The organism is Brevundimonas sp., assembly GCF_036676055.1.
Classification (GTDB): domain Bacteria; phylum Pseudomonadota; class Alphaproteobacteria; order Caulobacterales; family Caulobacteraceae; genus Brevundimonas.
In genome coordinates this window covers 25,158-46,774 of sequence record NZ_JAKFDS010000074.1, presented here as the reverse complement: position 1 = coordinate 46,774, position 21,617 = coordinate 25,158, and the positions used below count along the sequence as shown (strand labels likewise).

19 protein-coding genes are annotated in these 21,617 nt (G+C 68.2%); 7 read left to right on the top strand and 12 right to left on the bottom strand.

The window, feature by feature from the left end:
• Window positions 1–49 precede the first annotated feature (49 nt).
• On the top strand, window positions 50–2,446 hold the full coding sequence (gene lon / locus V6M45_RS12615) for an endopeptidase La (RefSeq protein WP_332656888.1): 2,397 nt from the start codon (window positions 50–52) through the stop codon (window positions 2,444–2,446).
• Between the two features lie 116 nt (window positions 2,447–2,562).
• On the opposite strand, the gene V6M45_RS12610 is transcribed toward lon, so the two are convergent.
• The 4 genes from V6M45_RS12610 to V6M45_RS12595 form a co-directional block, all read right to left on the bottom strand.
• A complete protein-coding gene (locus V6M45_RS12610) occupies window positions 2,563–2,937 on the bottom strand; it encodes a VOC family protein (protein WP_332656887.1) in 375 nt (124 codons plus the stop codon).
• Window positions 2,938–2,997: 60 nt separating this feature from the next.
• On the bottom strand, window positions 2,998–3,693 hold the full coding sequence (locus tag V6M45_RS12605; RefSeq protein WP_332656886.1) for a pirin family protein: 696 nt from the start codon (window positions 3,691–3,693) through the stop codon (window positions 2,998–3,000).
• A gap of 85 nt (window positions 3,694–3,778) precedes the next feature.
• Entirely contained in the window at window positions 3,779–4,864 is a 1,086-nt protein-coding gene (aroC, locus tag V6M45_RS12600) for a chorismate synthase (RefSeq protein ID WP_332656885.1), read from the bottom strand.
• Between the two features lie 12 nt (window positions 4,865–4,876).
• A complete protein-coding gene (locus V6M45_RS12595) occupies window positions 4,877–5,605 on the bottom strand; it encodes a DnaJ C-terminal domain-containing protein (RefSeq protein WP_332656884.1) in 729 nt (242 codons plus the stop codon).
• A gap of 86 nt (window positions 5,606–5,691) precedes the next feature.
• Between V6M45_RS12595 and pdxH the strand changes: the two genes are divergently transcribed.
• On the top strand, window positions 5,692–6,366 hold the full coding sequence (gene pdxH / locus V6M45_RS12590; protein WP_332656926.1) for a pyridoxamine 5'-phosphate oxidase: 675 nt from the start codon (window positions 5,692–5,694) through the stop codon (window positions 6,364–6,366).
• 7 nt (window positions 6,367–6,373) lie between these two features.
• On the opposite strand, the gene V6M45_RS12585 is transcribed toward pdxH, so the two are convergent.
• Window positions 6,374–7,000, bottom strand: coding sequence for a TetR/AcrR family transcriptional regulator (locus tag V6M45_RS12585; RefSeq protein WP_332656883.1), 627 nt, complete (start codon window positions 6,998–7,000; stop codon window positions 6,374–6,376).
• Window positions 7,001–7,075: 75 nt separating this feature from the next.
• Window positions 7,076–7,723: a uridine kinase gene (udk, locus tag V6M45_RS12580; RefSeq protein ID WP_332656882.1), complete on the bottom strand. Its 648-nt coding sequence runs from the start codon at window positions 7,721–7,723 to the stop codon at window positions 7,076–7,078.
• A 144-nt stretch (window positions 7,724–7,867) separates the two neighbouring features.
• Here udk and V6M45_RS12575 point away from each other — a divergent pair, with 144 nt between their 5' ends.
• Both V6M45_RS12575 and V6M45_RS12570 read left to right on the top strand, forming a co-directional pair.
• Window positions 7,868–9,502 carry a long-chain-fatty-acid--CoA ligase gene (locus V6M45_RS12575; RefSeq protein ID WP_332656881.1) on the top strand — a complete coding sequence of 545 codons (1,635 nt, stop codon included), beginning with the start codon at window positions 7,868–7,870 and terminating at the stop codon, window positions 9,500–9,502.
• Between the two features lie 49 nt (window positions 9,503–9,551).
• Window positions 9,552–10,199 carry a DUF1499 domain-containing protein gene (locus V6M45_RS12570; protein ID WP_332656880.1) on the top strand — a complete coding sequence of 216 codons (648 nt, stop codon included), beginning with the start codon at window positions 9,552–9,554 and terminating at the stop codon, window positions 10,197–10,199.
• Between the two features lie 3 nt (window positions 10,200–10,202).
• Here the strand turns inward: V6M45_RS12570 and V6M45_RS12565 are convergent, their stop codons facing one another.
• Window positions 10,203–11,105: an MBL fold metallo-hydrolase gene (locus V6M45_RS12565; RefSeq protein ID WP_332656879.1), complete on the bottom strand. Its 903-nt coding sequence runs from the start codon at window positions 11,103–11,105 to the stop codon at window positions 10,203–10,205.
• A gap of 57 nt (window positions 11,106–11,162) precedes the next feature.
• Here V6M45_RS12565 and V6M45_RS12560 point away from each other — a divergent pair, with 57 nt between their 5' ends.
• Window positions 11,163–11,309: a hypothetical protein gene (locus V6M45_RS12560; RefSeq protein WP_332656878.1), complete on the top strand. Its 147-nt coding sequence runs from the start codon at window positions 11,163–11,165 to the stop codon at window positions 11,307–11,309.
• A gap of 16 nt (window positions 11,310–11,325) precedes the next feature.
• Here the strand turns inward: V6M45_RS12560 and V6M45_RS12555 are convergent, their stop codons facing one another.
• A complete protein-coding gene (locus tag V6M45_RS12555; protein WP_332656877.1) occupies window positions 11,326–11,748 on the bottom strand; it encodes a beta-lactamase hydrolase domain-containing protein in 423 nt (140 codons plus the stop codon).
• Window positions 11,749–11,958: 210 nt separating this feature from the next.
• Here V6M45_RS12555 and V6M45_RS12550 point away from each other — a divergent pair, with 210 nt between their 5' ends.
• Window positions 11,959–15,114 (top strand): TonB-dependent receptor, encoded by a 3,156-nt coding sequence (locus V6M45_RS12550; protein ID WP_332656876.1) that lies wholly within the window; start codon window positions 11,959–11,961, stop codon window positions 15,112–15,114.
• A 159-nt stretch (window positions 15,115–15,273) separates the two neighbouring features.
• The gene (locus tag V6M45_RS12545) at window positions 15,274–15,816 is read left to right on the top strand and encodes a hypothetical protein (RefSeq protein WP_332656875.1); all 543 of its coding nucleotides are present in this window, start codon (window positions 15,274–15,276) and stop codon (window positions 15,814–15,816) included.
• 83 nt (window positions 15,817–15,899) lie between these two features.
• Here the strand turns inward: V6M45_RS12545 and metH are convergent, their stop codons facing one another.
• From metH to V6M45_RS12525, 4 genes are read right to left on the bottom strand one after another with little or no spacing between them, the layout of a single operon-like run.
• A complete protein-coding gene (gene metH, locus V6M45_RS12540) occupies window positions 15,900–18,566 on the bottom strand; it encodes a methionine synthase (protein WP_442880588.1) in 2,667 nt (888 codons plus the stop codon).
• Window positions 18,566–19,645, bottom strand: a complete 1,080-nt coding sequence (locus V6M45_RS12535) for a homocysteine S-methyltransferase family protein (RefSeq protein WP_332656874.1) — start codon at window positions 19,643–19,645, stop codon at window positions 18,566–18,568. The genes metH and V6M45_RS12535 overlap by 1 nt, the downstream gene beginning before the upstream one ends.
• The gene (metF, locus tag V6M45_RS12530) at window positions 19,642–20,598 is read right to left on the bottom strand and encodes a methylenetetrahydrofolate reductase [NAD(P)H] (RefSeq protein WP_332656873.1); all 957 of its coding nucleotides are present in this window, start codon (window positions 20,596–20,598) and stop codon (window positions 19,642–19,644) included. Before metF ends, V6M45_RS12535 begins: the two co-directional genes overlap by 4 nt.
• Window positions 20,595–21,557, bottom strand: a complete 963-nt coding sequence (locus V6M45_RS12525; protein WP_332656872.1) for an ArsR/SmtB family transcription factor — start codon at window positions 21,555–21,557, stop codon at window positions 20,595–20,597. The genes metF and V6M45_RS12525 overlap by 4 nt, the downstream gene beginning before the upstream one ends.
• Between the last annotated feature and the right edge of the window lie 60 nt (window positions 21,558–21,617).

Genomic DNA, 21,617 nt, shown 5'->3' with positions numbered 1-21,617 from the left:
AACGCCGGCGCGGCGGGTCCGAGATCAACAAGGGCCCCGGAGTAGCATCATGACCGAGACCAAAACCCTGCCCGTCCTGCCGCTGAGGGATATCGTCGTCTTTCCGCACATGGTCGTGCCGCTGTTCGTGGGGCGCGAGAAGTCCGTCAAGGCGCTCGACGAGATCATGAAGGGCGAGAAGCAGATCCTGCTCGCCACCCAGAAGAACAGCGTCGACGACGACCCGCAGGCCGACGCCATCTATCCGATCGGCGTGCTCGCCACCGTCCTGCAGCTGCTCAAGCTGCCCGACGGCACCGTCAAGGTGCTGGTCGAGGGCAAGAGCCGCGCGCGCCTGACCCGGTTCACCGACCGCACCGACTATTTCGAGGCCGAGGCGGTCGAGATCGCCGACGATCCGGGCGAGCCGTCGCAGTCGGAAGCCCTGCTGCGCGCCGTGATCGAACAGTTCGAGAACTATGTGAAGCTGAACAAGAAGGTGCCGCCCGAGGCCCTCAGCTCCATCCCCCAGATCACCGACCCGTCCAAGCTGTCGGACTCCGTCGCCGCCCATCTGTCGGTCAAGATCGCCGACAAGCAGGGCCTGCTGGAGACCATCTCCGTGCCGTCGCGGCTGGAGAAGGTCTACGGCCTGATGGAGGGTGAAATCTCGGTCCTGCAGGTCGAGAAGAAGATCCGTTCGCGCGTGAAGCGCCAGATGGAGAAGACCCAGCGCGAATATTATCTCAACGAGCAGATGAAGGCGATCCAGCGCGAGCTGGGGGAGACCGACGACAGCCGTGACGAGATCATGGAGCTGGAGAAGCGCATCCGTAAGACGCGCCTGTCCAAGGAAGCCCGGATCAAGGCCGAGGCCGAGGTCAAGAAGCTGCGCAACATGAGCCCGATGTCGGCCGAGTCGACGGTGGTGCGGAACTACCTCGACTGGCTGCTGTCGATCCCGTGGGGCAAGGCCAAGACCAAGCCGATCGACCTGGAGAAGGCCGAGGCCATCCTCGAGGAGGACCACTACGGGCTCGAAAAGGTCAAGGAACGGATCATCGAGTATCTGGCCGTCCAGGCGCGCACCAACAGCCTGAAGGGCCCGATCCTGTGCCTCGTCGGCCCTCCGGGCGTCGGCAAGACCTCGCTGGCCAAGTCGATCGCCAAGGCGACCGGGCGCGAATATGTGCGCATGTCGCTGGGCGGGGTGCGGGATGAGGCCGAGATCCGCGGCCACCGCCGGACCTACATCGGCTCGATGCCGGGCAAGATCATCCAGTCGATGAAGAAGGCCAAGACGACCAACGCCTTCGTGCTGCTGGACGAGATCGACAAGCTGGGCGCCGACTGGCGCGGGGATCCCTCTTCGGCCCTGCTCGAGGTGCTGGACCCGGCCCAGAACAATGCGTTCGGGGACCACTACCTCGAGGTCGACTACGACCTTTCAAACGTCATGTTCGTGACTACGGCCAACAGCCTGAACATGCCGCAGCCGCTGATGGACCGGATGGAGATCATCCGGGTGTCGGGCTACACCGAGGACGAGAAGGTCGAGATCGCCAAGCGTCATGTCCTGCCCAAGGTGACGGCCGACAACGGCCTGAAGCCGGCCGAGTTCGTGGTGCCCGATGACACCATCCGCGATCTGATCCGCTACTACACCCGGGAAGCCGGCGTGCGCTCGCTGGAGCGGGCGCTGGGCGGGCTGGCCCGCAAGGCCGTGCGCGAGATGGCCCGGGAAAAGACCCTGTCGATCACCGTCGACGCGGCCAAGCTGGCCGAATACGCGGGGGTGCGGAAGTATCGCTACGGCGAGACGGACGAGGAGGATCAGGTCGGCATCGTCACCGGCCTGGCCTGGACCGAGTTCGGTGGCGACATCCTGACCATCGAGGCGATCAAGATGCCGGGCCGCGGTCGCATGACCGTGACCGGCAACCTGAAGGAGGTGATGAAGGAGTCGATCTCCGCCGCCGCCTCCTACGTCCGGGCCCGTTCGCTGGCCATCGGCGTCAAGCCGCCGGTGTTCGAGAAGACCGACATCCACGTGCACGTGCCGGACGGCGCGACGCCCAAGGACGGTCCGTCGGCCGGCGTGGCCATGACGGTCGCCATGGTCTCGGTCCTGACCGGCATCCCGATCCGCAAGGACATCGCCATGACCGGCGAGATCACCCTGCGCGGTCGCGTCACCGCCATCGGCGGCCTGAAGGAGAAGCTGCTCGCAGCGCTCCGCTCGGGCATCAAGACGGTGCTGATTCCGGAGGAGAACGAGAAGGACCTCGCCGACGTGCCCGACAATGTGAAGGGCGCGCTGGAGATCGTCCCGATCAAGACCGCTGACGAGGCGCTGAAGTGGGCCCTGACGGGCGTGCTGACGCCGGTCGAATGGGACGAAGCCACCGAACCCCTGCCGGCGGCCCCGCCGATCCAGGATCCCGGCACGGTCCCGGCGACGCACTGAAAAAGAACCCCGCCCGGAGCGATCCGGGCGGGGTTTTTCTATCCCGGATAGTCCGGACCCACGGTACATTCCGGGCAAGACACCCGTTGCAATCGAGCGCGGATATCGACGACATCCTACCGCTGGACCGCCTCGCAGAACATCAGCCGGTGTCCATCGGGCGTGGCGACGCTCATCTCGCGCAGGCCCCATGGTTTGGTGGTCGGCCGGGAGGTGATCCGGGCGCCCCGGGGCGCGATCTCATCGTGATAGGCGTCGATCCCCTCGACGAAGATGCGCGCCACCCAGGAATGGTCGCCCAGTTCGCGGGCGGGCAGGGCGTCCCGGCATTCGCCGAGATCGAACCGTACCGGCCCCCGCTGGACGAAGCGCCAGCCCGGCGCCGGGATGTCCAGCGGCTCGAAACCGAGTGCCTCAATGTAGTGGCGCGCCGACGCCTCGACGTCGGGCACGGCGAGGACGTGGCAGGTCTGGGTGAAGCGGGCGGTCATGGCGGTTCTCCGGACGACGGCGCCGGGAGGCTACACCCGGCGCCGTCGCAGAGACAGCCGTCAGCGGCTGTCGACCATCACCAGTTCGGCGTCGGCCGTGGCCGTGATGACGATCTCGGTTTCGTCCTTGATCGCGGCGCCGTCACGGGCGTTCAGGGCCACGCCGTTGACTTCGACCGCGCCGACGGCGGGGACCAGATAGGCGCGGCGGCCCTCGGCCAGCGAGTAGGTCAGGCTCTCGCCGGCGTTCAGCGTGGCGCCGAGCACCTTCGCATCGGCGTTGATGGTCAGGGCGTCGTCCGAGGCGTCGCCAGAGGCCAGAACCGAGAACCGTCCCGTGCGGTCGGCCTTGGGGAAGGCCTTGGCACCCCAGCCCGGCTTGGCGCCCGGCTTGTCGGTCTCGATCCAGATCTGGAACAGGGTGGTGGTTTCGTCCTCGAGGTTGAACTCCGAATGGCGCACGCCCGTGCCGGCGCTCATCACCTGCACGTCGCCGGCGCCGGTGCGGCCCTTGTTGCCCATCGAATCCTCATGGGTGATGGCCCCGGTGCGGACGTAGGTGATGATCTCCATGTCGGCGTGCGGGTGGGGCGGAAAGCCGGATTTGGCGGCGATCTCGTCGTCGTTCCAGACGCGCAGCCGGCCCCAGCTCATGCGGCTCGGGTCGTAGTAGTTGGCGAAAGAGAAATGGTGTTTGGCGTTCAGCCAGCCGTGGTCAGCGCCGCCGAGGCTGGAGAAGGGGCGGACGTCGATCATGAGGGGTCTCCCGATTGGAGGCGCGCGTCATACGGCGCGCCGGTCGGAGGCTATATAGGTAACAGTGTCAGTGGCGGAAAGGGGGTCACCCCACCTGGGCCCGGTGCCGCAGCATGGCGTCGGCCAGCACGCAGGCCGCCATGGCCTCGACGACCGGCACGCCGCGCAGGGCGACGCACGGGTCGTGGCGGCCTTTGGTGCTCACGTCGGTTTCGGTCCCGTCGCGGGTGATGGTCCGGCCCGGCGTCAGGATGGAGGAAGTGGGCTTGAAGGCCACGCGGGCGGTCAAGGGCTGGCCGGTCGAGATGCCCCCCAGCACCCCGCCGGCGTGATTGGTCAGGAAGACCGGCCGCCCGTCCTCGCCCAGCCGCATGGCGTCGGCGTTGTCCTCGCCCGACAGCTCGGCTGCGCCGAAGCCTGCCCCGATCTCCACGCCCTTGACCGCGTTGATCGACATCAGGGCCGCGGCCAGTTCGGCGTCCAGCTTGCCGTAGACCGGCGCCCCCCAGCCGGGGGGAAGGCCGGTCGCCTCCAGCGCCACCACGGCGCCGATCGACGAGCCCGCCTTGCGCACGCCGTCCAGATACGCCTCCCAAGCCGGGACAACCCCCGCCGAGGCCGCGAACAGGGGGTTGTCGTAGACGGCGTCGAAATCCACCGCCTCCGGCGCGATCCGGTGTGGCCCCAACTGGACGACTCCTGCGCGGATACGCACGGCCTCGCCCAGAACCTTCCGCGCCACGGCGCCCGCCGCCACCCGCAGGGCGGTCTCGCGGGCCGAGGAGCGGCCGCCGCCGCGGGGATCGCGGACGCCGTATTTGGCCTGGTAGGTGAAGTCGGCGTGACCCGGACGGAAGGCGCGGGCGATGTCGCCATAGTCCTTCGAGCGGGCGTCCTCATTGTCGATCTGGATGGCGATCGGCGTGCCGGTGGTGACCGGGCCGTTTCCGTCGTCGAATACCCCGGACAGGATGCGGGCCGTGTCGCTCTCGCGCCGCTGGGTGACGAAGCGGCTGCCGCCGGGTTTGCGCCGGTCCAGCCACGGCTGGAGATCGGCCTCGGTCAGCGGGATCAGCGGCGGGCAGCCGTCGATGACGCAGCCGATGGCGGGCCCATGGCTCTCGCCCCAGGTGGTCACGCGAAACAGATGGCCGAAGGTGTTGTGGGACATGACCCGTCAGGCTTAGGCCGCGAGCCGGTCCGGCGTCCAGACGCGGGTGAAGCGGACCAGCAGATCCTCGGCGGCCGAGGGGGCGTCGTTCGAGGGTCTCAGATTGACGAACAGGTGGCCTTGGGGGCGGCCGCCGCGCTCAGGCAGGCCCAGTCCCTGCAGGCGGAGGCGCAGCGGCGCCTGGCCGGCGACGATCCAGGCCGAACGCGCGCCGGCGTGGGTGTCGATCTCCAGCCGCCCGCCGTCCTCCATCAGCCGGGTCGGCACGGGGCAGTCCATGAACAGGTCGTCGCCGAGGGCGCTGAGCCCGTCCGCGGCGCGGATCAGCACCGGCAGATAGAGGTCCGCGCCATCGTCGCCCGCGGCTTTGAGACGCAGGTGTTCGCCGCTGCGCAGGCCCTTTGGCAGGCGGATATTCAGCGTGCGTCCCTCCAGCTGGACCGCCACCCGGCCGCCTTTGAGCGCGTCGAGGGGGCTGATGGAAACGACGCGGGGGGAGGGCGGCCGTGCCGCGGGCGCCGCCAGCGCGGGCGGGCGGGCCTGTTCCGTCTGGATCAGCCGCCAGGCGGCGATGACGCGGCGGAAGCGATCGGCGTCGCCGCCCGGCGCCGCGGGGTGCGCCGCCTTCACCGCCTGCCGGAAAGCCGCGGTCAGGACGGGCCCCTCCGCCGGGCCTGTGAGGCCGAGCAGGGCATAGGCCTCGCCGCGAGAGGCGACCTCGGAGTGCGATCGGGCGCGCATCCGCCCATAAGGCCGCCATTATGGTCAAGGTCGGGTTAACCGTGACGCCTCTCCCCAGCGGGCTCCTGAACGTCTATCTGTGCCGCATGAACGCGCCCGTGATCCCGCCCAGCCCCACCCGCGAGGAATATGCGGAGCAGTACGCCGCCGCCCTGGCCGCCAACGGGGACGAGACCATCTTCGACCGGCCGGAGCCGATAGGCCTGTTTCTGGACTGGCTGGCCGACGCCAGGGCGACGGAGCCGAACGATCCCAACGCCATGACCCTGGCGACGGTCGATGCGGCGGGTCTGCCGGACGCGCGGATCGTGCTGCTCAAGGACATCGATGAGCGCGGCCTGAGCTTCTATTCGAACCGCGAGAGCGCCAAGGGCGAGGCTCTGGCGGCCCATCCATCAGCCGCCCTGCTGTTCCACTGGAAGTCGCTGCGGCGGCAGGTGCGGGTGCGCGGGACGGTCGAGCCGGTCAGCGCGGCCGAGGCGGACGCCTACTTCGCCAGCCGCGCCCGCGAGAGCCGGATCGGGGCGTGGGCCTCGGAACAGTCGCGACCGCTGGACAGCCGGGGAGCCCTCGAGGCCGCGGTGGCGCGCGAGACCGCCCGGTTCGCCGAGACGGACGTGCCGCGGCCCGAACGCTGGAGCGGCTGGCGGGTCATTCCGGACAGCGTCGAATTCTGGCGCGACCGGCCCTTCCGTCTGCACGACCGCCTGCGGTTCGAGCGGGCGGGCGCGGACTGGACCAGGACGCGGCTCTGGCCCTAGGCGGCGGTCAGGCCCCGTAGCGGGCGAGAAAGGTGTCGACGGCCCCGGCTACGATCTCGGCGTTGGAGCGGCGGACCCGCACCTCCTCCCCGGTGACCAGGGGCACGAAGAAGACCGGATGTTCGACCATGCCCATCAGGTGGCCGGCGGCCCACGATGGATGTTCGATCGGCCGAAGGGCGCCCGCCTCGGAGAGTCGGACGATCGCGCCGATCAGGGTTCCCCCGAATTCCGTCCGGCCCTTTTCGAAGAAGCGTCGGGCGACAGCCTGGAACCGCGGACGCTCGGCCACGACCAGTCGGAAGACGGAGCGCACGAACGGATCGCCCATGAAGGTGGCGTAGGCCTCCGCGATGCTGGTCAGGGTGGTTCGGGCGTCGCCCTCGGCGGCGCGGACATGGGCCATCTGGCGGGCGAATTCCTCCGCGGCGTCATCGATCACCGCTGCGAACAGTGCCGCCTTGCCCTGGAACAGGGTGTAGAGGGTGGCGGTCGACACGCCCGCCTCGCGCGCGATCGGCTCGATCCGGGTGGAACAGTACCCCTCGCGAACGAAATGCGCCCGCGCATGACGCACGATGAGCTGGCGTTTGGCCTCGCAATGGGCGGCCGGGGCGGGAACGGTGCCGTGCATCTGTAATCGCCTGCAGGAAAGATCAGCAGACGCCCGGCAGGCGCCGGGGTCAAGAGGACGGAACATGGCCGGCGGTCAGCGGGTGAACAGACCGGACAGCAAGGGGTGGGCCAGAACCGGGGCCGCCAGCCGGACCACGGCCTGGGGATCCTCGAGGCGCACGGCGGCGGTGGCGTCAGCGACGATGAAATCGGCGTTGAGCCGCGAGGGCTCCGTCAGCCGTTCATGCCCGGGCCGGACGGTGGCGAGATACTGCTGGATCACGGAGTCGGCGGTGCGGCCCCGCTCGGCCTGGTCACGCAGCAGGCGGCGGATGAAGCGGATGTCGGCGGGGGTGTCGACGAACACCCGGATGTCGAACAGTTCGACCAGGCCGGGCGTGCACAGCACGTGGGTGCCCTCGACGATCACCACCTCGGCGGCGCGTACCGGTTCGCCCTCCGGCTCGCGGCCGTGATGGATGAAGGAATAGACCGGGGCGGTGACGTCGCGTCCGGCCTTCAGGGCGGCGAGATCGGCGATCATCAGTTCGTGATCGCGGGCGGCCACGTCGTCGAAGTCGAAGGTCGCCGCGTCGAAGCCCGGCAGACTGGCCGCGTCGCGATAATAGGAATCCTCGCGCACCAGCACAGCGGCGCCCTCGGGCAGGGCGGCGACGAGCGTCTCCGCCAGCGTGCTCTTGCCGGAGCCGGAACCTCCGGTGATGGCGATCAGGATTGGCATGCGGCCTTCTAGGGCCAGAGGGGGCCCGCCGCCAAGCCGTCGGAGCCCGCGCATAGGTGACCTAGCGTCACGTTGCCTGGGGCGAACTGAGCCGATAGCGTGACCTCAAGCGCCCCGGACAGCGGGCGCAAGTGAGGGAAATCGATGCTCGGATTGATGCAGGACTGGCCGCTGACGGTCGACAAGATCATCGACCACGCCAGGAACTGGCACGGCCACCGCGAGGTCGTGACCCGGTCGGTCGAGGGGCCGATCGTCCGCACCACCTATGCCGAGATCCACGCCCGCGCCAAACGTGTGTCGAGCGTGTTGAAGGACTGGGACGTAAAAGTCGGCGACCGCGTCGCCACCCTCGCCTGGAATAGCGGCCGCCACATCGAGGCCTGGTACGGCATCATGGGCATCGGCGCCGTCTGCCACACCCTGAATCCGCGGCTGTTCCCGGAACAGCTGGCCTACATCATCAACCACGCCGAAGACAAAATCATCTTCGTCGATCTGACCTTCATCCCCCTGCTGGAGGCGGTGCTGCCGCATTGCCCCTCGGTGCAACGGGTCGTGGTCCTGACCGACGAATTGCACATGCCGGCGACCAAGCTGCCGGGCGCCGAGTGCTATGAGGCGTTGCTGGCGACGGCCTCGGAAGACCTGGCCTGGGGCGGCTTCGACGAACAGACCGCCTGCGGCCTCTGCTACACCTCGGGCACGACCGGTAATCCGAAGGGGGTGCTGTATTCGCACCGCTCGAACTTCATCCACACCCTGCTGGGCCTGCAGACCACAGTGCTGGGCGCGACGCCGAGCGAGGTCATTCTGCCCGTGGTGCCGATGTTCCACGCCAACGCCTGGGGCATCGCCTTCGGCGGGCCGGCGGCCGGCTCCAAACTGGTCATGCCGGGCGCGCGCATGGATGGGGCCGCCATCTACGAGCTGATCGAGAGCGAGGGCGTCACCTTCTCGGCCGCGGTGCCCACGGTCTGGCAGGGGCTGCTGACCCATCTGCGTGAGAACAAGCTGAAGATTCCCACGGTCAAGCGCGTGCTCATCGGCGGCTCGGCCGTGCCGGAAAGCCTGATCAGGGCCTTCCAGGAGGAGTTCGACATCGAGGTGCTGCAGGGCTGGGGCATGACCGAGACCTCCCCGATCGGCACCCTGTCCAACCTGCCGCCCGAACTGAAGGCCCTGCCGTACGACGAGCAGATGAAGTGGCGGATCAAACAGGGCACGCCGCCGCTGGGCGTCGAGCTCAAGCTCAAGAACGTCGCCGGTCAGGAAATGCCCCACGACGGGCACACCTACGGACGGCTGATGATCAAGGGGCCGACCATCGCGGGGGCCTATTTCAAGGGCGAGGGCGGCGACATCCTCGATCACGAAGGCTTCTTCGATACCGGCGACGTCGCCACCATCGACGAGCACGGCTTCATGCAGATCACCGACCGCGCCAAGGACGTGATCAAGTCCGGCGGCGAGTGGATCAGCTCGATCGAGATCGAGAACATCGCCGTCGGCCATCCGAAGGTCGAACTGGCCGCCGTGATCGGGGCGGCCCATCCGAAATGGGACGAGCGCCCGGTGCTGGTGATCAAGCTCAAGCCGGGCCAGGACCAGAACAAGCAGGAGCATCTCGACTTCCTGCAGGGCAAGATCGCCAAATGGTGGATGCCCGACGACGTGGTCTTCGTCGATGACATCCCGCTGGGCGCCACCGGCAAGATCGACAAGAAGCTGGTCCGCGAGCAGATGAAGAATTACCGCCTCCCTACCGCGGCGGGTTGAGACGATGACGGGGCGCAGGGGCGCACGGAGCGGAGGCGGCCAGCGCCTCATGGCGGTGGTCGCCCTGGCGCCGATGTTCGTTCTTATCGCCGCCCTCGGGACCCGGACCGGATTGTGGAGCCCCGAGCTCGGCTACGATCTGCTGGCGATGCGAGTCGGGGTGGCGCTGGCCGCCTTCGCTGCTGTTGCTGCACTCTTGTTGTTGATCCAGGCCCTGCGGGGACGCGCGCCTCTGTGGCTTGCGGCCGTCGCCATCGTCGTCTCGGCGGCGACCATCGGCGCCTACGCCTGGCAGGTCTCGCGCATCCTGTCCGGCCCGCCGGACGACATCAGCACCGACATGGCCGGTATTCCGGGCTTCGGCGCCCTCGACGCCCGCCGCGGCGGCGCGGGCCCGACCGAAGTCGCGGGCGTGGAGTCCTGCCCCGGGGCCATCCCCGCCATGACCCAGATCGCGCCCGAATCGGCGGCCTGGGCGCTGCAGGAAGCCGGCTTCAGCCTGCAGGGCGGCGTCAGCGTCAGCCGCGCGGCGGGGACGCATCGCGGCTTCTGGTTCGGCACGGTCCACGACGCCGTCATCCGCATTCGTCCGGGCCGGACCGACGTCCGCGTCGCCGCCCGCGACGGCCGACCCCACGGCGGCGAGGCCTGTCGTCTGGCGACGCGGATCAGCCAGCTGCTGCGCGGAGAGGACTAGGGCTCAGGCCACACGCCAGACAGCGTCGAAGTCCGGATCCGGGCTGGCCCTCACCCGTCCGGCGCGCTCCAGCGCGATCAGGTGGGCCCAGACCGACAACCCCGCCGCCGGCCACAGGCGCGAATCCACCGCCGCATAGAGGGCCGGGACCATATCCATGATCCGCCGGGGGCTTGCCGCCAGTTCGCCGAGGATCTGGGCCTCCCGCTCCAGCCGGTGGGCGCGATAGGCCTCCAGGAACGACGCCGGTCCGGTGATCGGCGCGCCATGGGTGGGCCAGATTGTCGTAAAGCCGCGCGCGATCACCGCGTCGAGGCTGGCCATATAGGCGGCCATGTCGCCGTCGGGCGGGGCCACCACCGTGGTCGACCAGCCCATGATGTGGTCGCCGCTGAACAGGGCGTCCTCCTCGCGCAGCACGAAGGCCATGTGGTTGGAGGCGTGGCCGGGCGTGGCCATCGCCTCGATCGTCCATCCGTCGCCGGCCAGGATCTCGCCGCCGGTCAGGATCACGTCGGGCGTGAAGGTCTCGTCGTCTTCCTCGTCGAGAGCGCCCGAGGCGTGGACGATGTGCGCCGGAGGCCGGGCCGCCAGCACGGGGGCGTCGACAGCGGCGGCGAACGGGCGGGCGAGGGGAGAGTGGTCCCGGTGGGTGTGGGTGACCAGCACATGGCTGACCCTCTGGCCCTCGACGGCGGCCAGCAGGGCGGCAAGATGGCCGTCGTCCGGGGGGCCGGGGTCGACCACGGCCACGCCCGCGCCGGCCTCCGCCCGCCCCACGATGTAGGTCCCCGTGCCGGTGTAGGTGAACGGACCGGGATTGGCGGCGATCACCCGCCGGATCAGCGGCGACACCTGGTCGACGCGGCCGTAGGCGACGTCGATCTCGCGCACGAACGGGATCATGCGCGGCGGCCTGACCCTTGCGTCAACACTTCGTAAACCTTCCGCGGAGTGCCCGACATGGCCGTTTCCATCGCCCTGGCTGTTTCAAATCGGCTCCAGACCATTGCGCTCGCCTTCCTGTGTCTCATGACGACGCAACTCGTCGTGGCCTCCTGCACGCCCGAGCCTGCGCCCTATGCCGTTCGCGTCGGCGTGGCCCGCTGAGCGCCTGGAGGCAATCCTATAGCGGAACGCGGCTGAGGTCGTAGCCTGCCGCAAGCGCCGCATCCCGCAAGGCCTGGGGCTCCGCGCCGATCGACCGCTCCGCCATCGCCCAGGCGGCGGCAGACCGCATCCCGGACCGGCAGAAGAACACCGCCTTGCCGTCCGCGCCGAGCCCGTCGAGCGCCGCGCGGGTGGCCGCCACCGACGCCGCATCGGGCAGGCCGCGTACGGGCGCGTGGATGACTGCGAGACCGACCTCGGCGGCGGCGTGGGCGATGTCGGATGCGGAAGGCTGGCCGGGCTCTTCGTCGTCGGGCCGGTGATTCACCATACAGGTGAAACCGGCGTCCCGCAGGGCCGCGACCTGGTCGGGACGAACCTGTCCCATAACCCAGACCCGCGGCGAAAGAGGCTGCAATGAAACCAATGTGGTGGCCATTTAGTCAGTCTTTCCAACGACCTTGTGGTGTGTGTGGCGGGATTGCGACAGCTTCGCCACGATTGGATTACCGGAGTGTAATTATGCTGCGCCTGGCCATTGCCAGGACTAAGGTCAGGGCAATCTGCGTGCATTGGGGTGCGCGGAGTTTGGTTGCCGTCGTTGTTCGCCTCCTCCTGGAAGCGCCCGGCGGTCTCAGGAGGACCACCTTTGAAGACCCAAACCATCAAGCAGCGGTTGCTGCACTCGACCATGATCGGCGGAACGGCGCTTATGGCGCTGGTGGCGGCTCCGGCTGTCACCCTGATGACGCCGTCGGTCGCCATCGCGCAGAACCTGACCCAGGGCGCCGTCTCGGGCACCGTGGCCAACCAGGCCGGCGCCCCGGTCGCGGGCGCCACCGTGACGCTCCGCTCGGTGAGCCAGGGCTTCACGCGCAGCTTCACCACTGACGCCTCGGGCGGCTTCCGCGCCGTGGCCCTGCCGCAAGGCCAGTACGAAGTCGTCGTCAACGCGTCGGGCTACAACTCGCTGACCGACACCGTTTCGGTCGGTTCGGGCGGCACCGCCTCGCTGACCCTGACCCTCGGCGCTGCGGCCGACAACGCCACGCAGATCGACGAAGTCGTCGTCGTCGGCGTGCGCCGCGCGGTCTCGGAATTCGACGCCACCACGACCGGCCTGACGGTCAACGTCGAGGAACTGTCGAAGAACGTTCCGATCGCCCGCGACGCGGGCGCCGTGGCTCTGCTGGCTCCGGGCGTGACCGCCTCGGACGGCGCCTTCGGCTCCATCCCGACCATCGGCGGCGCTTCGGCCGGCGAGAACACCTACTTCATCAACGGCCTGAACATCACGAAATTCCGGGACTTCACCGGTTCGTCGACCGTTCCGTTCGAATTCTACCAGACCCTCGAGACCAAGACCGGCGGCTACTCCTCGGAGTTCGGCCGTGGCACCGGCGGCGTGCTGAACGGCACGACCAAGTCGGGCGGCAACGAGTGGGAATTCGGCATCACCGCCTACTGGCAGCCGGACAGCCTGCGTGATGACTCGCCGGACACCTACCTGGCGCAGAACAAGTTCGACGAGAACGAGTCCTCGGACGTCATCTTCGACTTCGGCGGCCCGATCATCCAGGACCGTCTGTTCGTCTTCGGCCTGTACAACTGGCGCGATCGCGAAGCCGTCAACATCGGCACCCCGACCGTCGACCCCGCCTTCGGCGCGGGTGCGAACGGCACCCGGGTCACCTCGGACGATCCGTTCTACGGCGCCAAGGTCGACTTCCTGATCACCGACGACCACCGTCTGGAGTTTACCTACTTCTCCGACGAGCAGGAGCAGCTGACTGAGAACATCTACGTCAACGCTGACGGCGACCAGATCGGGAGCTTCACTCCGTCGACCTTCAAGTTCGGCGGCGAGAACTGGATCGCGCGCTACACCGGCGTGTGGACCGACTGGCTGACGACCTCGATCGCCTACGGCGTCAACGAGTACAACGAGTACAACACGTCGCCCGGCGACGCCGGTGCGCTGATCACCGACCAGCTGCCGGGCTTCCCGCGTCGCGGCATCTGGGGTGTGGGCCAGCCGTCGTCGAATGAGGACGAGCGGACCGTGCTCCGGGCCGACGTCGACATCTACGCCGATTTCATGGGCTCGCACCACTTCCGTCTGGGCCTCGACAACGAGACCCTGGAATCCAGCCAGACCTTGGACTACTCGGGCGCCGGCTACAGCTACTGCCGCCCCGGCGGCATCACCCCGGACATCGCCTGCACGGGTGAAGTCACGGGCGGCCTCTGGTACCGCTACCAGACGCTGTTCACCGCCACGACGGCGGCCGCCGTGGGCCGTCCCGACCTGATCGGGCAGCCGCGTCGCGTCCGCATTCGCGCCTATGACAACGACGGCGCCTGGACCTCGACCCAGAACGCCTTCTACATCCAGGACTCCTGGGAGGTCACCGACCAGCTGATCCTCAATCTCGGCCTCCGCAACGAGGGCTTCGAGAACGAGAACGGCGCCGGCGTTGCCTTCATCGACCTGCAGAACCAGTGGGCTCCGCGTCTCGGCGCGACCTACGACGTCTTCGGCGACGGTGAAGCCAAGCTGTTCGGCTTCTGGGGTCGCTACTTCCTGCCGGTCGCGGTCAACACCAACCAGCGTCTGGCCGGGGCGGAGTTCTTCATCCAGGACACCTGGAATCTGAACGTCAATAACGGCGACTTGGTCAACGACGCCAACCAGGACGGCATCAACGACGTGACGGACGAGCCGATCCTCGGCACCTTCGTCAGCGGCACCAACCTGGCCGACGGTACGATCAAGGACACCTCGACCTCGGTCGACGCCGAGATCGACCCGATGTTTGTGGACGAGTTCATCCTCGGCTACGAGCAGCGCGTGTTCGGTGACTGGACCTTGGGCGTCAAGGGCACGTACCGCGAACTGGGTACGGCCATCGATGACGTCGCCATCGACGCCGCGGTTCTGGCCTACTGCGATACCACCACTGACCTGAACAGCTCGATCTGCTACAATGTGTGGTACGGCTTCCACCAGTACGTGCTGACCAACCCGGGCGAGGACATGGTCATCACCCTGTCGGGCGCCGACCTGACCCGCGCCGACGCGGGTCCGGGCGGTCTCGGCCGGACGTTCGCCGACCGTGAGATCACCCTCACCGCCGACCAGCTGAACTATCCGGTCCCCGATCGTACCTACAAGGCGGTCGAGGTCTCGCTCGAGAAGCCGTTCGATGGCGTCTGGGGCGGTCGCTTCAGCTACGTCTGGTCGGAAAACAAGGGCAACTACGAAGGCGCCCTGAAGTCGGACAATGGCCAGACCGACCCCGGTCTGTCGCAGGACTTCGACCAGCCCGGCCTGACGGATAACGCTTACGGCTTCCTTCCGAACCACCGCGAGCACACCTTCAAGGCGTTCGGCAACTGGCAGGCGACCCCCGCCCTGAACATCGGCGCCAACATCCTGATCCAGTCGCCGCGCAAGTTCGGCTGCCAGGGCGTGCACCCGACGGACTTCTTCGCCTCGCTCTACGGCGCGGCGTCGTGGTTCTGCGGCGGCGTGGCCACCCCCCGCGGCGAGTCGTTCGAAAGCGACTGGCTCAAGGTTGTCGACCTGACCTTCGCCTACGATCTGGCGGAAGTCTTTGAAATCCCGGGCGACAGCCTCGTGCTCCGCGCGGACGTGTTCAACGTCTTCAACTTCAAGTCGGAGCAGGACTTCAACGAGTTCGGCGATCTGACCAGCCCGACCGATCCGGATCCGAACTACGGCCGGGTCACCGCCTATCAGGCTCCGCGCCAGCTGCGCTTCAGCCTGGCCTACCGCTTCTAAAGCGGTCGGAGATACAGACTACCGGGCGGCGGACCTTCGGGTCCGCCGCCTTTTTCTTTGGGCCAACCGACGGAAACGGCCGCCCCGTAAAAACCATTGCGGCCTCTGATGCGTTGCGGCATCCGGACACTGTCCGAAGTGCAGAAATCCGGAGCCTCCATGATCGCCAGCCTCGCCTTCGCCGCCGCCCTCGTCGTCCATGCCGCGCCTGCCGCCGGGCAGGACGGGCCCATCGTCACGGCCGGGCCCGCCTCGGGCGAGAGCGCCGACGCCCTGCGGCTCCGCGAGGCCGTGGCCTACGCCAACCCCCTGCCGCGCGGCGCGCCGGAAGAGGACTATCCGCTGGTGGCGTGGTGCGAGGCGCTGGTGAACGGCCATGTCGCCCTGGGCGAAACCCTGACCGATGCCGATCCGCTGGATCGCGACATCATCCGCCTCGGCCGGCTCGAGGCCGCCGACTTCCGGTCCGCCCTCGACGCCGCGACGCCGCGCCAGTCGGCGCGCAGCCGCGCCGCCGCCGAGGCCGCCGCCGCCGAGGCCAAGGCCAAATGGGCTCCTCTGAACGGTCAGGACGAGGCGGTGCGCAGCCAGGCTTTCGGCCTGTTCTTCGGCCTGCCGGGTCGCTGCGAGCATGCGGCGCGACGCCTGCGCGACAACGTCACCACCGCTCCGGCGACCCCGTCGGAGGTGGGGCTGGAGTAGGGGAGTTCGGCGACGGATTTACGGGGAGTTCGGGGATCGGCGTCGGCGAATGCGGTGATGACGGGGATAGATCCGGGCGCTTGTCAGGCCGCGTCGCTGCGGGCCGGGGCTCCCGGCTCGTAGTTGAGGATCGGCCCCAGCCAGCGTTCGGCGGTCTCCAGGTCCCAGCCCTTGCGGCGGGCGTAGTCCTCGACCTGGTCGCGGTCGATCTTGCCGACGCCGAAGTAGTGGCTTTCGGCATGGCCGAAATAGAGGCCTGAGACCGACGCGGGCGGGCTCATGGCGAAGCTCTCGGTCAGTTGCATTCCGGCATTGGCTTCTGCCTGCAAAAGCTTGAACAGCGTCGCCTTTTCCGTGTGGTCGGGTTGGGCGGGGTAGCCGGGCGCGGGACGGATGCCCTGATAACTCTCGGCTATAAGGTCTTCGACCGTGGTCTGCTCGTCCGGCGCATGGCCCCACAGTTCGGTGCGGACTTTCTTGTGCAGGGCCTCGGCGAAGGCTTCGGCGAGGCGGTCGGCCAGGGAGGTGGCGAGGATGGCGGAATAGTCGTCGCCCGCGGCCTTGAACGCCCGCGCCTTCTCCAGCTCGCCGTGGCCGGCCGTGACCGCGAAGGCCCCCAGCCAATCGTCGCCGTCTTCGGCCACGAAGTCGGACAGGCACAGGTTGGGCTTGCCGCTGGTCTTGGCGATCTGCTGGCGCAGGCCGTGGAAGCGCGCCAGCTCGGTCGTCCGGCTTTCGTCGGCCCAGACCACGATGTCGTCGCCCTGCGCGTTGGCCGGCCAGAAACCGATGACGCCGCGGGCGGTGTACCATTTCTCGTCGATGATCCGCTTCAGCATCGCCCGGGCGTCGCGGAACAGGTCTCGTGCCGCCTCGCCGACGATTTCGTCCTCAAGGATCAGCGGATAGCGGCCGATCAGCCCCCAGCCGGCGAAAAAGGGCGTCCAGTCGATATGGGCCGCCAGGTCGGCGAGGTCCCAGCTGTCGAAGGCCCGCACGCCGAGGAACGATGGCTTAGGGGGCAGGGGAGTCGCCGCCTGCGGCCGGAACCGGTTGGCCCGCGCCGCCGGCAGGGCCGCCCGCGACTTGGCCGTCTGGCCCCGCGCGAACTGCTCGCGGATGCGGATGTATTCGTCGCGCGTCGCCGCCTCGTTCCTGGCCTTCCCGGTGGGGGAAAGCAGGCCGGAAACCACGCCCACGGCCCGACTGGCGTCGACGACATAGGTAGTCGAACCGCGGCGATAGGCCGGCTCGACCTTGACTGCCGTATGAGTCCGGCTGGTGGTCGCCCCGCCGATCAGCAAGGGGATGTCGAAACCGCGCCGCTCCATCTCGCGCGCCACGAACACCATCTCGTCCAGCGAGGGGGTGATCAGGCCCGACAGACCGATGATGTCGACCTTGTGCTCGACGGCGGCGTCGAGGATGCGGTCGGCCGGGACCATGACGCCCAGGTCGATGACCTCGTAGTTGTTGCACTGGAGAACAACGCCGACGATGTTCTTGCCGATGTCGTGGACGTCGCCCTTGACCGTGGCCATCAGGATCCGTCCGGCCTGCTGGCGCGGCTTGCCGGTCTTCTCCGCCTCCATGAAGGGCTCGAGATACGCCACCGCCTGTTTCATCACCCGGGCCGACTTGACCACCTGGGGCAGGAACATCTTGCCGGCGCCGAACAGGTCGCCGACCACGTTCATCCCGTCCATCAGCGGACCTTCGATGACATGTAGCGGCCGCTGCGACGCCAGCCTGGCCTCTTCCGTGTCGGCCTCGATCCAGTCGGTTATGCCGTTGACCAGGGCGTGCTCGATCCGTTTGCCGACCGGAGCCTCGCGCCATTTCAGGTCGACCACCCTGGCCGCGCCCTTGTCGCCCTTGTAGGTCGGGGCGAGGTCGACCAGCCGCTCGGTGTTCGAGACATTGGTTCGCCGCGGCCGGTTCAGGATCACGTCCTCGACCGCCTCCCGCAGCACCGGGTCGATGTCGTCATAGACCGGCAGGTCGCCGGCGTTGACGATGCCCATGTCGAGGCCCGCCTGGATGGCGTGAAACAGGAAGACGCTGTGGATCGCCCGCCGCACCGGCTCGTTGCCGCGGAAGCTGAACGAGACGTTCGACACCCCGCCGGAGACGCGGGCGAAGGGCAGGGTCGCCTTGATCGCCCGTGTCGCCTCGATGAAGTCGACGGCGTAGTTGTCGTGCTCCTCGATCCCCGTCGCCACGGCGAAGATGTTGGGGTCGAAGATGATGTCCTCGGGCGGAAAGCCGACCTCGTCCACAAGGAGACGATACGCCCGCGTGCAAATCTCAATCTTGCGCGCGGCGGTGTCGGCCTGGCCTTGTTCGTCGAAGGCCATGACCACCACGGCGGCCCCGTAGCGCAAGCATTTGACGGCCTGTTCCCGGAATTCGGCCTCGCCGGCCTTCATCGAGATCGAATTGACGATCGGCTTGCCCTGGACGCATTTCAGGCCCGCCTCGATCACCTCCCATTTGGAGCTGTCGATCATCACAGGCACGCGGGCGATGTCGGGCTCGGCCGCGATCAGGTTGAGGAAGGTGCGCATGGCGACGACGCCGTCCAGCAGCCCCTCGTCCATATTGATGTCGATGACCGAGGCCCCGGCCTCGACCTGCTGCCGCGCCACCGACAGGGCGGCGGCGTAGTCGCCGTCGATGATCAGCTTCTTGAATTTGGCAGAGCCGGTGACGTTGGTCCGCTCGCCGACGTTGATGAAGGTGGGGCGCATCAGACGGCCAATTCGAACGGTTCCAGCCCCGCCAGCCGCATGGCGGTCGGCCGTTCCGGGATCACGCGCGGCGGCAGCCCCGCCACCTCATCCGCCACGTGGCGGATATGCTCCGGCGTCGTCCCGCAGCAGCCGCCGACGATGTTGACCAGACCCGAGCGCGCCCACTCCTCAATGAAATGCGCCGTCTCGTGCGGCTGCTCGTCATACTCGCCCATGGCGTTGGGCAGGCCGGCGTTGGGATAGGCCGCCACCAGCGTATCCGCGACCCGGCTCAGTTCGGCGATGAAAGGCCGCATCAGCTCGCCGCCGAGCGCGCAGTTGAAGCCGACGGCGAAGGGTTTGGCGTGGCGCACGCTGTTCCAGAAGGCCTCGGCCGTTTGGCCGCTCAACGTCCGCCCCGAGCGGTCGACGATAGTGCCCGATATCCAGATCGGCAGCGGCTCCAGCCCCTCGTCTGCGAGATCGAGGATGGCCTTGATCGCCGCCTTGCAGTTCAGGGTGTCGGTGATGGTCTCGATCAGGAACATGTCGACCCCGCCTGCGTACAGGGCCCGCGCCTGATGGCGATAGGCGCCATAGACCTGGTCGAAGGTCACCTGCCGCGCGCCGGGGTCGTTTACGTCCGACGACATCGACAGCATCTTGTTCAGCGGCCCGATCGAGCCGGCCACGAAACGCGGCTTGTGCGGGTCCTTCTCCGTCCAGCGGTCGGCGGCGGCGCGGGCCAGTTTCGCCCCCTCCAGATTGATGTCCCACACGGCCTGGGCGTCGAGCGCGTAGTCATCCTGGGCGATGGTGGTGGCCGAGAAGGTGTTGGTTTCGGAGATGTCGGCCCCGGCGGCGAAATACTGGTCATGCAGGTCCGAAATGATGTCGGGCCGGGTCAGGCACAGGATGTCGTTGTCGCCCTTCAACTGAACCTCGTGCCCGGCGAAGCGCTCGCCGCGGAATTGCTCTTCCGACAGGTCGCTGCGCTGGATCATCACGCCCCAGGCGCCGTCCAGAACGAGGATGCGCTCCTTCGCGGCCCGGTGCAGGGCGGCGATGCGTTCGCTGCGGGGAAGGGGAGAACTCATACTGTGCGGGCCTCCACCTCGCGCACACCCAGGACCCGGCAGATGGCGTAGACCAGATCGGCGCGGTTCAGGGTGTAGAAATGGAAGTCGGCGAAACCTTCCTCCTGCAGCCGGGCGCAGGTCTCGGCCGCCACCGAAGCGGCGATCAGCTTGCGCGTTTCGGGGTCGTCATCCAGTCCGTCGAAATGGGCCGCGAGCCAGTCCGGCACCGTGGCGCCGCAGCCCGCCGACATCCGCTTCAGCCCGGTGAAATTGGTCACAGGCATCACGCCCGGGATGATCGGTATGGTCACGCCTGCCGCCCGCACCCGGTCACGGAAGCGCAGGAAGGCGTCGATGTCGAAGAAGAACTGGCTGATCGCCCGGGTCGCTCCGGCGTCCACCTTGGCCTTCAGTACCTCGATATCGTGGGCGATGGAGGGACTCTCGGGATGACCCTCGGGATAGCAGCCGACACTGATTTCGAAGCCTCCACGCCGGGCTACGGCCGCCGTCAATTCGGTGGCGTTGGCGTAGCCGTCCGCATGCGGAGCATAGGGCCCGCCAATGCCTGCCCCGCCCGGAGGGTCGCCGCGCAGGGCTACAATATGGCGGACCCCGGCGGCGTGGTAGCCGTCGATCACCGCATCGACCTCGTCGCGACTGGCCTCGACGCAGGTCAGGTGCGCCGCCGGGGTCAGGCTGGTCTCGCCGAGAATGCGCTGCACCGTCCGGTGGGTGCGCTGACGGGTCGAGCCGCCAGCGCCGTAGGTGACCGAGACGAAGTCCGGCGAGAGCGGCGCCAGCCGGGTCACGGCCTTCCACAGACTGGCCTCGGCCTCGTCGGATTTCGGTGGGAAGAATTCGAACGACACACGAGGGCGCGACGCATCCCGGCCGGCGCGGGCGACCGGCCCCAGCGGCGACAGCAGCAGGGCGCGAGCTTCAGCGAGGCTGAAGGCGGAGGTTGTCACGCCACCCGCGCCTTCGCTTCGGCGACGCGCCGGGCGGACCAGATGACAACGGTCAGGCCGTCCGTATCCGGCGGCAGGGCGATCGGGGCCGACGGCGTCAGCCCGGCCTCGGCCAGCCAGCGCTTCATCTCTTCGTCGGAGAAGCCCAGACGACGGTGCTGATGCTCCTCGCGCAGGTGCTCCAGCGCGTGCGGAGCGAAGTCGACGATCAGCAGAAGGCCGCCCGGCATGACCAGTCGCGCCGCCTCGGCCACCGCCGCGGCCGGATCGGCCAGATAGTGCAGCACCTGATGCACCAGCACCAGATCGGCGCTCTGCTGCGGCAGGCGGGTGGCGAAGATGTCGCCGTGGCGCAGTTCTACCTTGTCGAGGCCCGCCTTCGTCACATTGGCGCGGGCGATGTTGAGCATGTTGTGGCTGAGGTCGAGGCCCAGCGACATCTTGGCCTTCTTGCCGAGCAGGGTCAGCATCCGACCCGAGCCGGTGCCGAGGTCGACGACCCGTTCGAACGGTCCATCGCCCGCCGCCTTCTGGATCGCGGACTCCACGGCCGTTTCGCAGACGTAGAGCGAGCGAATCCGGTCCCACTGCGGGGCGATGCGCTCGAAATAGGCGTCTGCCGCCGCCTCGCGGTCGCGCCGCACCTCCTCGAGCCGGCGGTCGTCGGCCTCGCCGGCGCCGGAGTCGACCACGTCGAGGACCGTGTCGATCAGTCGCCGCGCCAGGGCGTCCGAGGTCAGCCGGTAGAACACCCGCGCCCCATCCGGGAAGCGCTCGATCAGCCCGGCGTCGGTCATCAGCTTGAGGTGACGCGAGACGCGCGGCTGGCTCTGGTCGAGAATCCGCGACAGCTCCATCACCGACAGCTCTTCGCCGGCGAGCAGGGACAGCACGCGCAGGCGGGTGGGCTCTCCTGCGGCGCGCAGGGCTTCGACGGTCTGGTCTGCGGTCAAGGTCATCGCATCATATAAAGATATCCTTATATGATTATGCAAGCGGAATCCTCTGGCAAAGGCCCG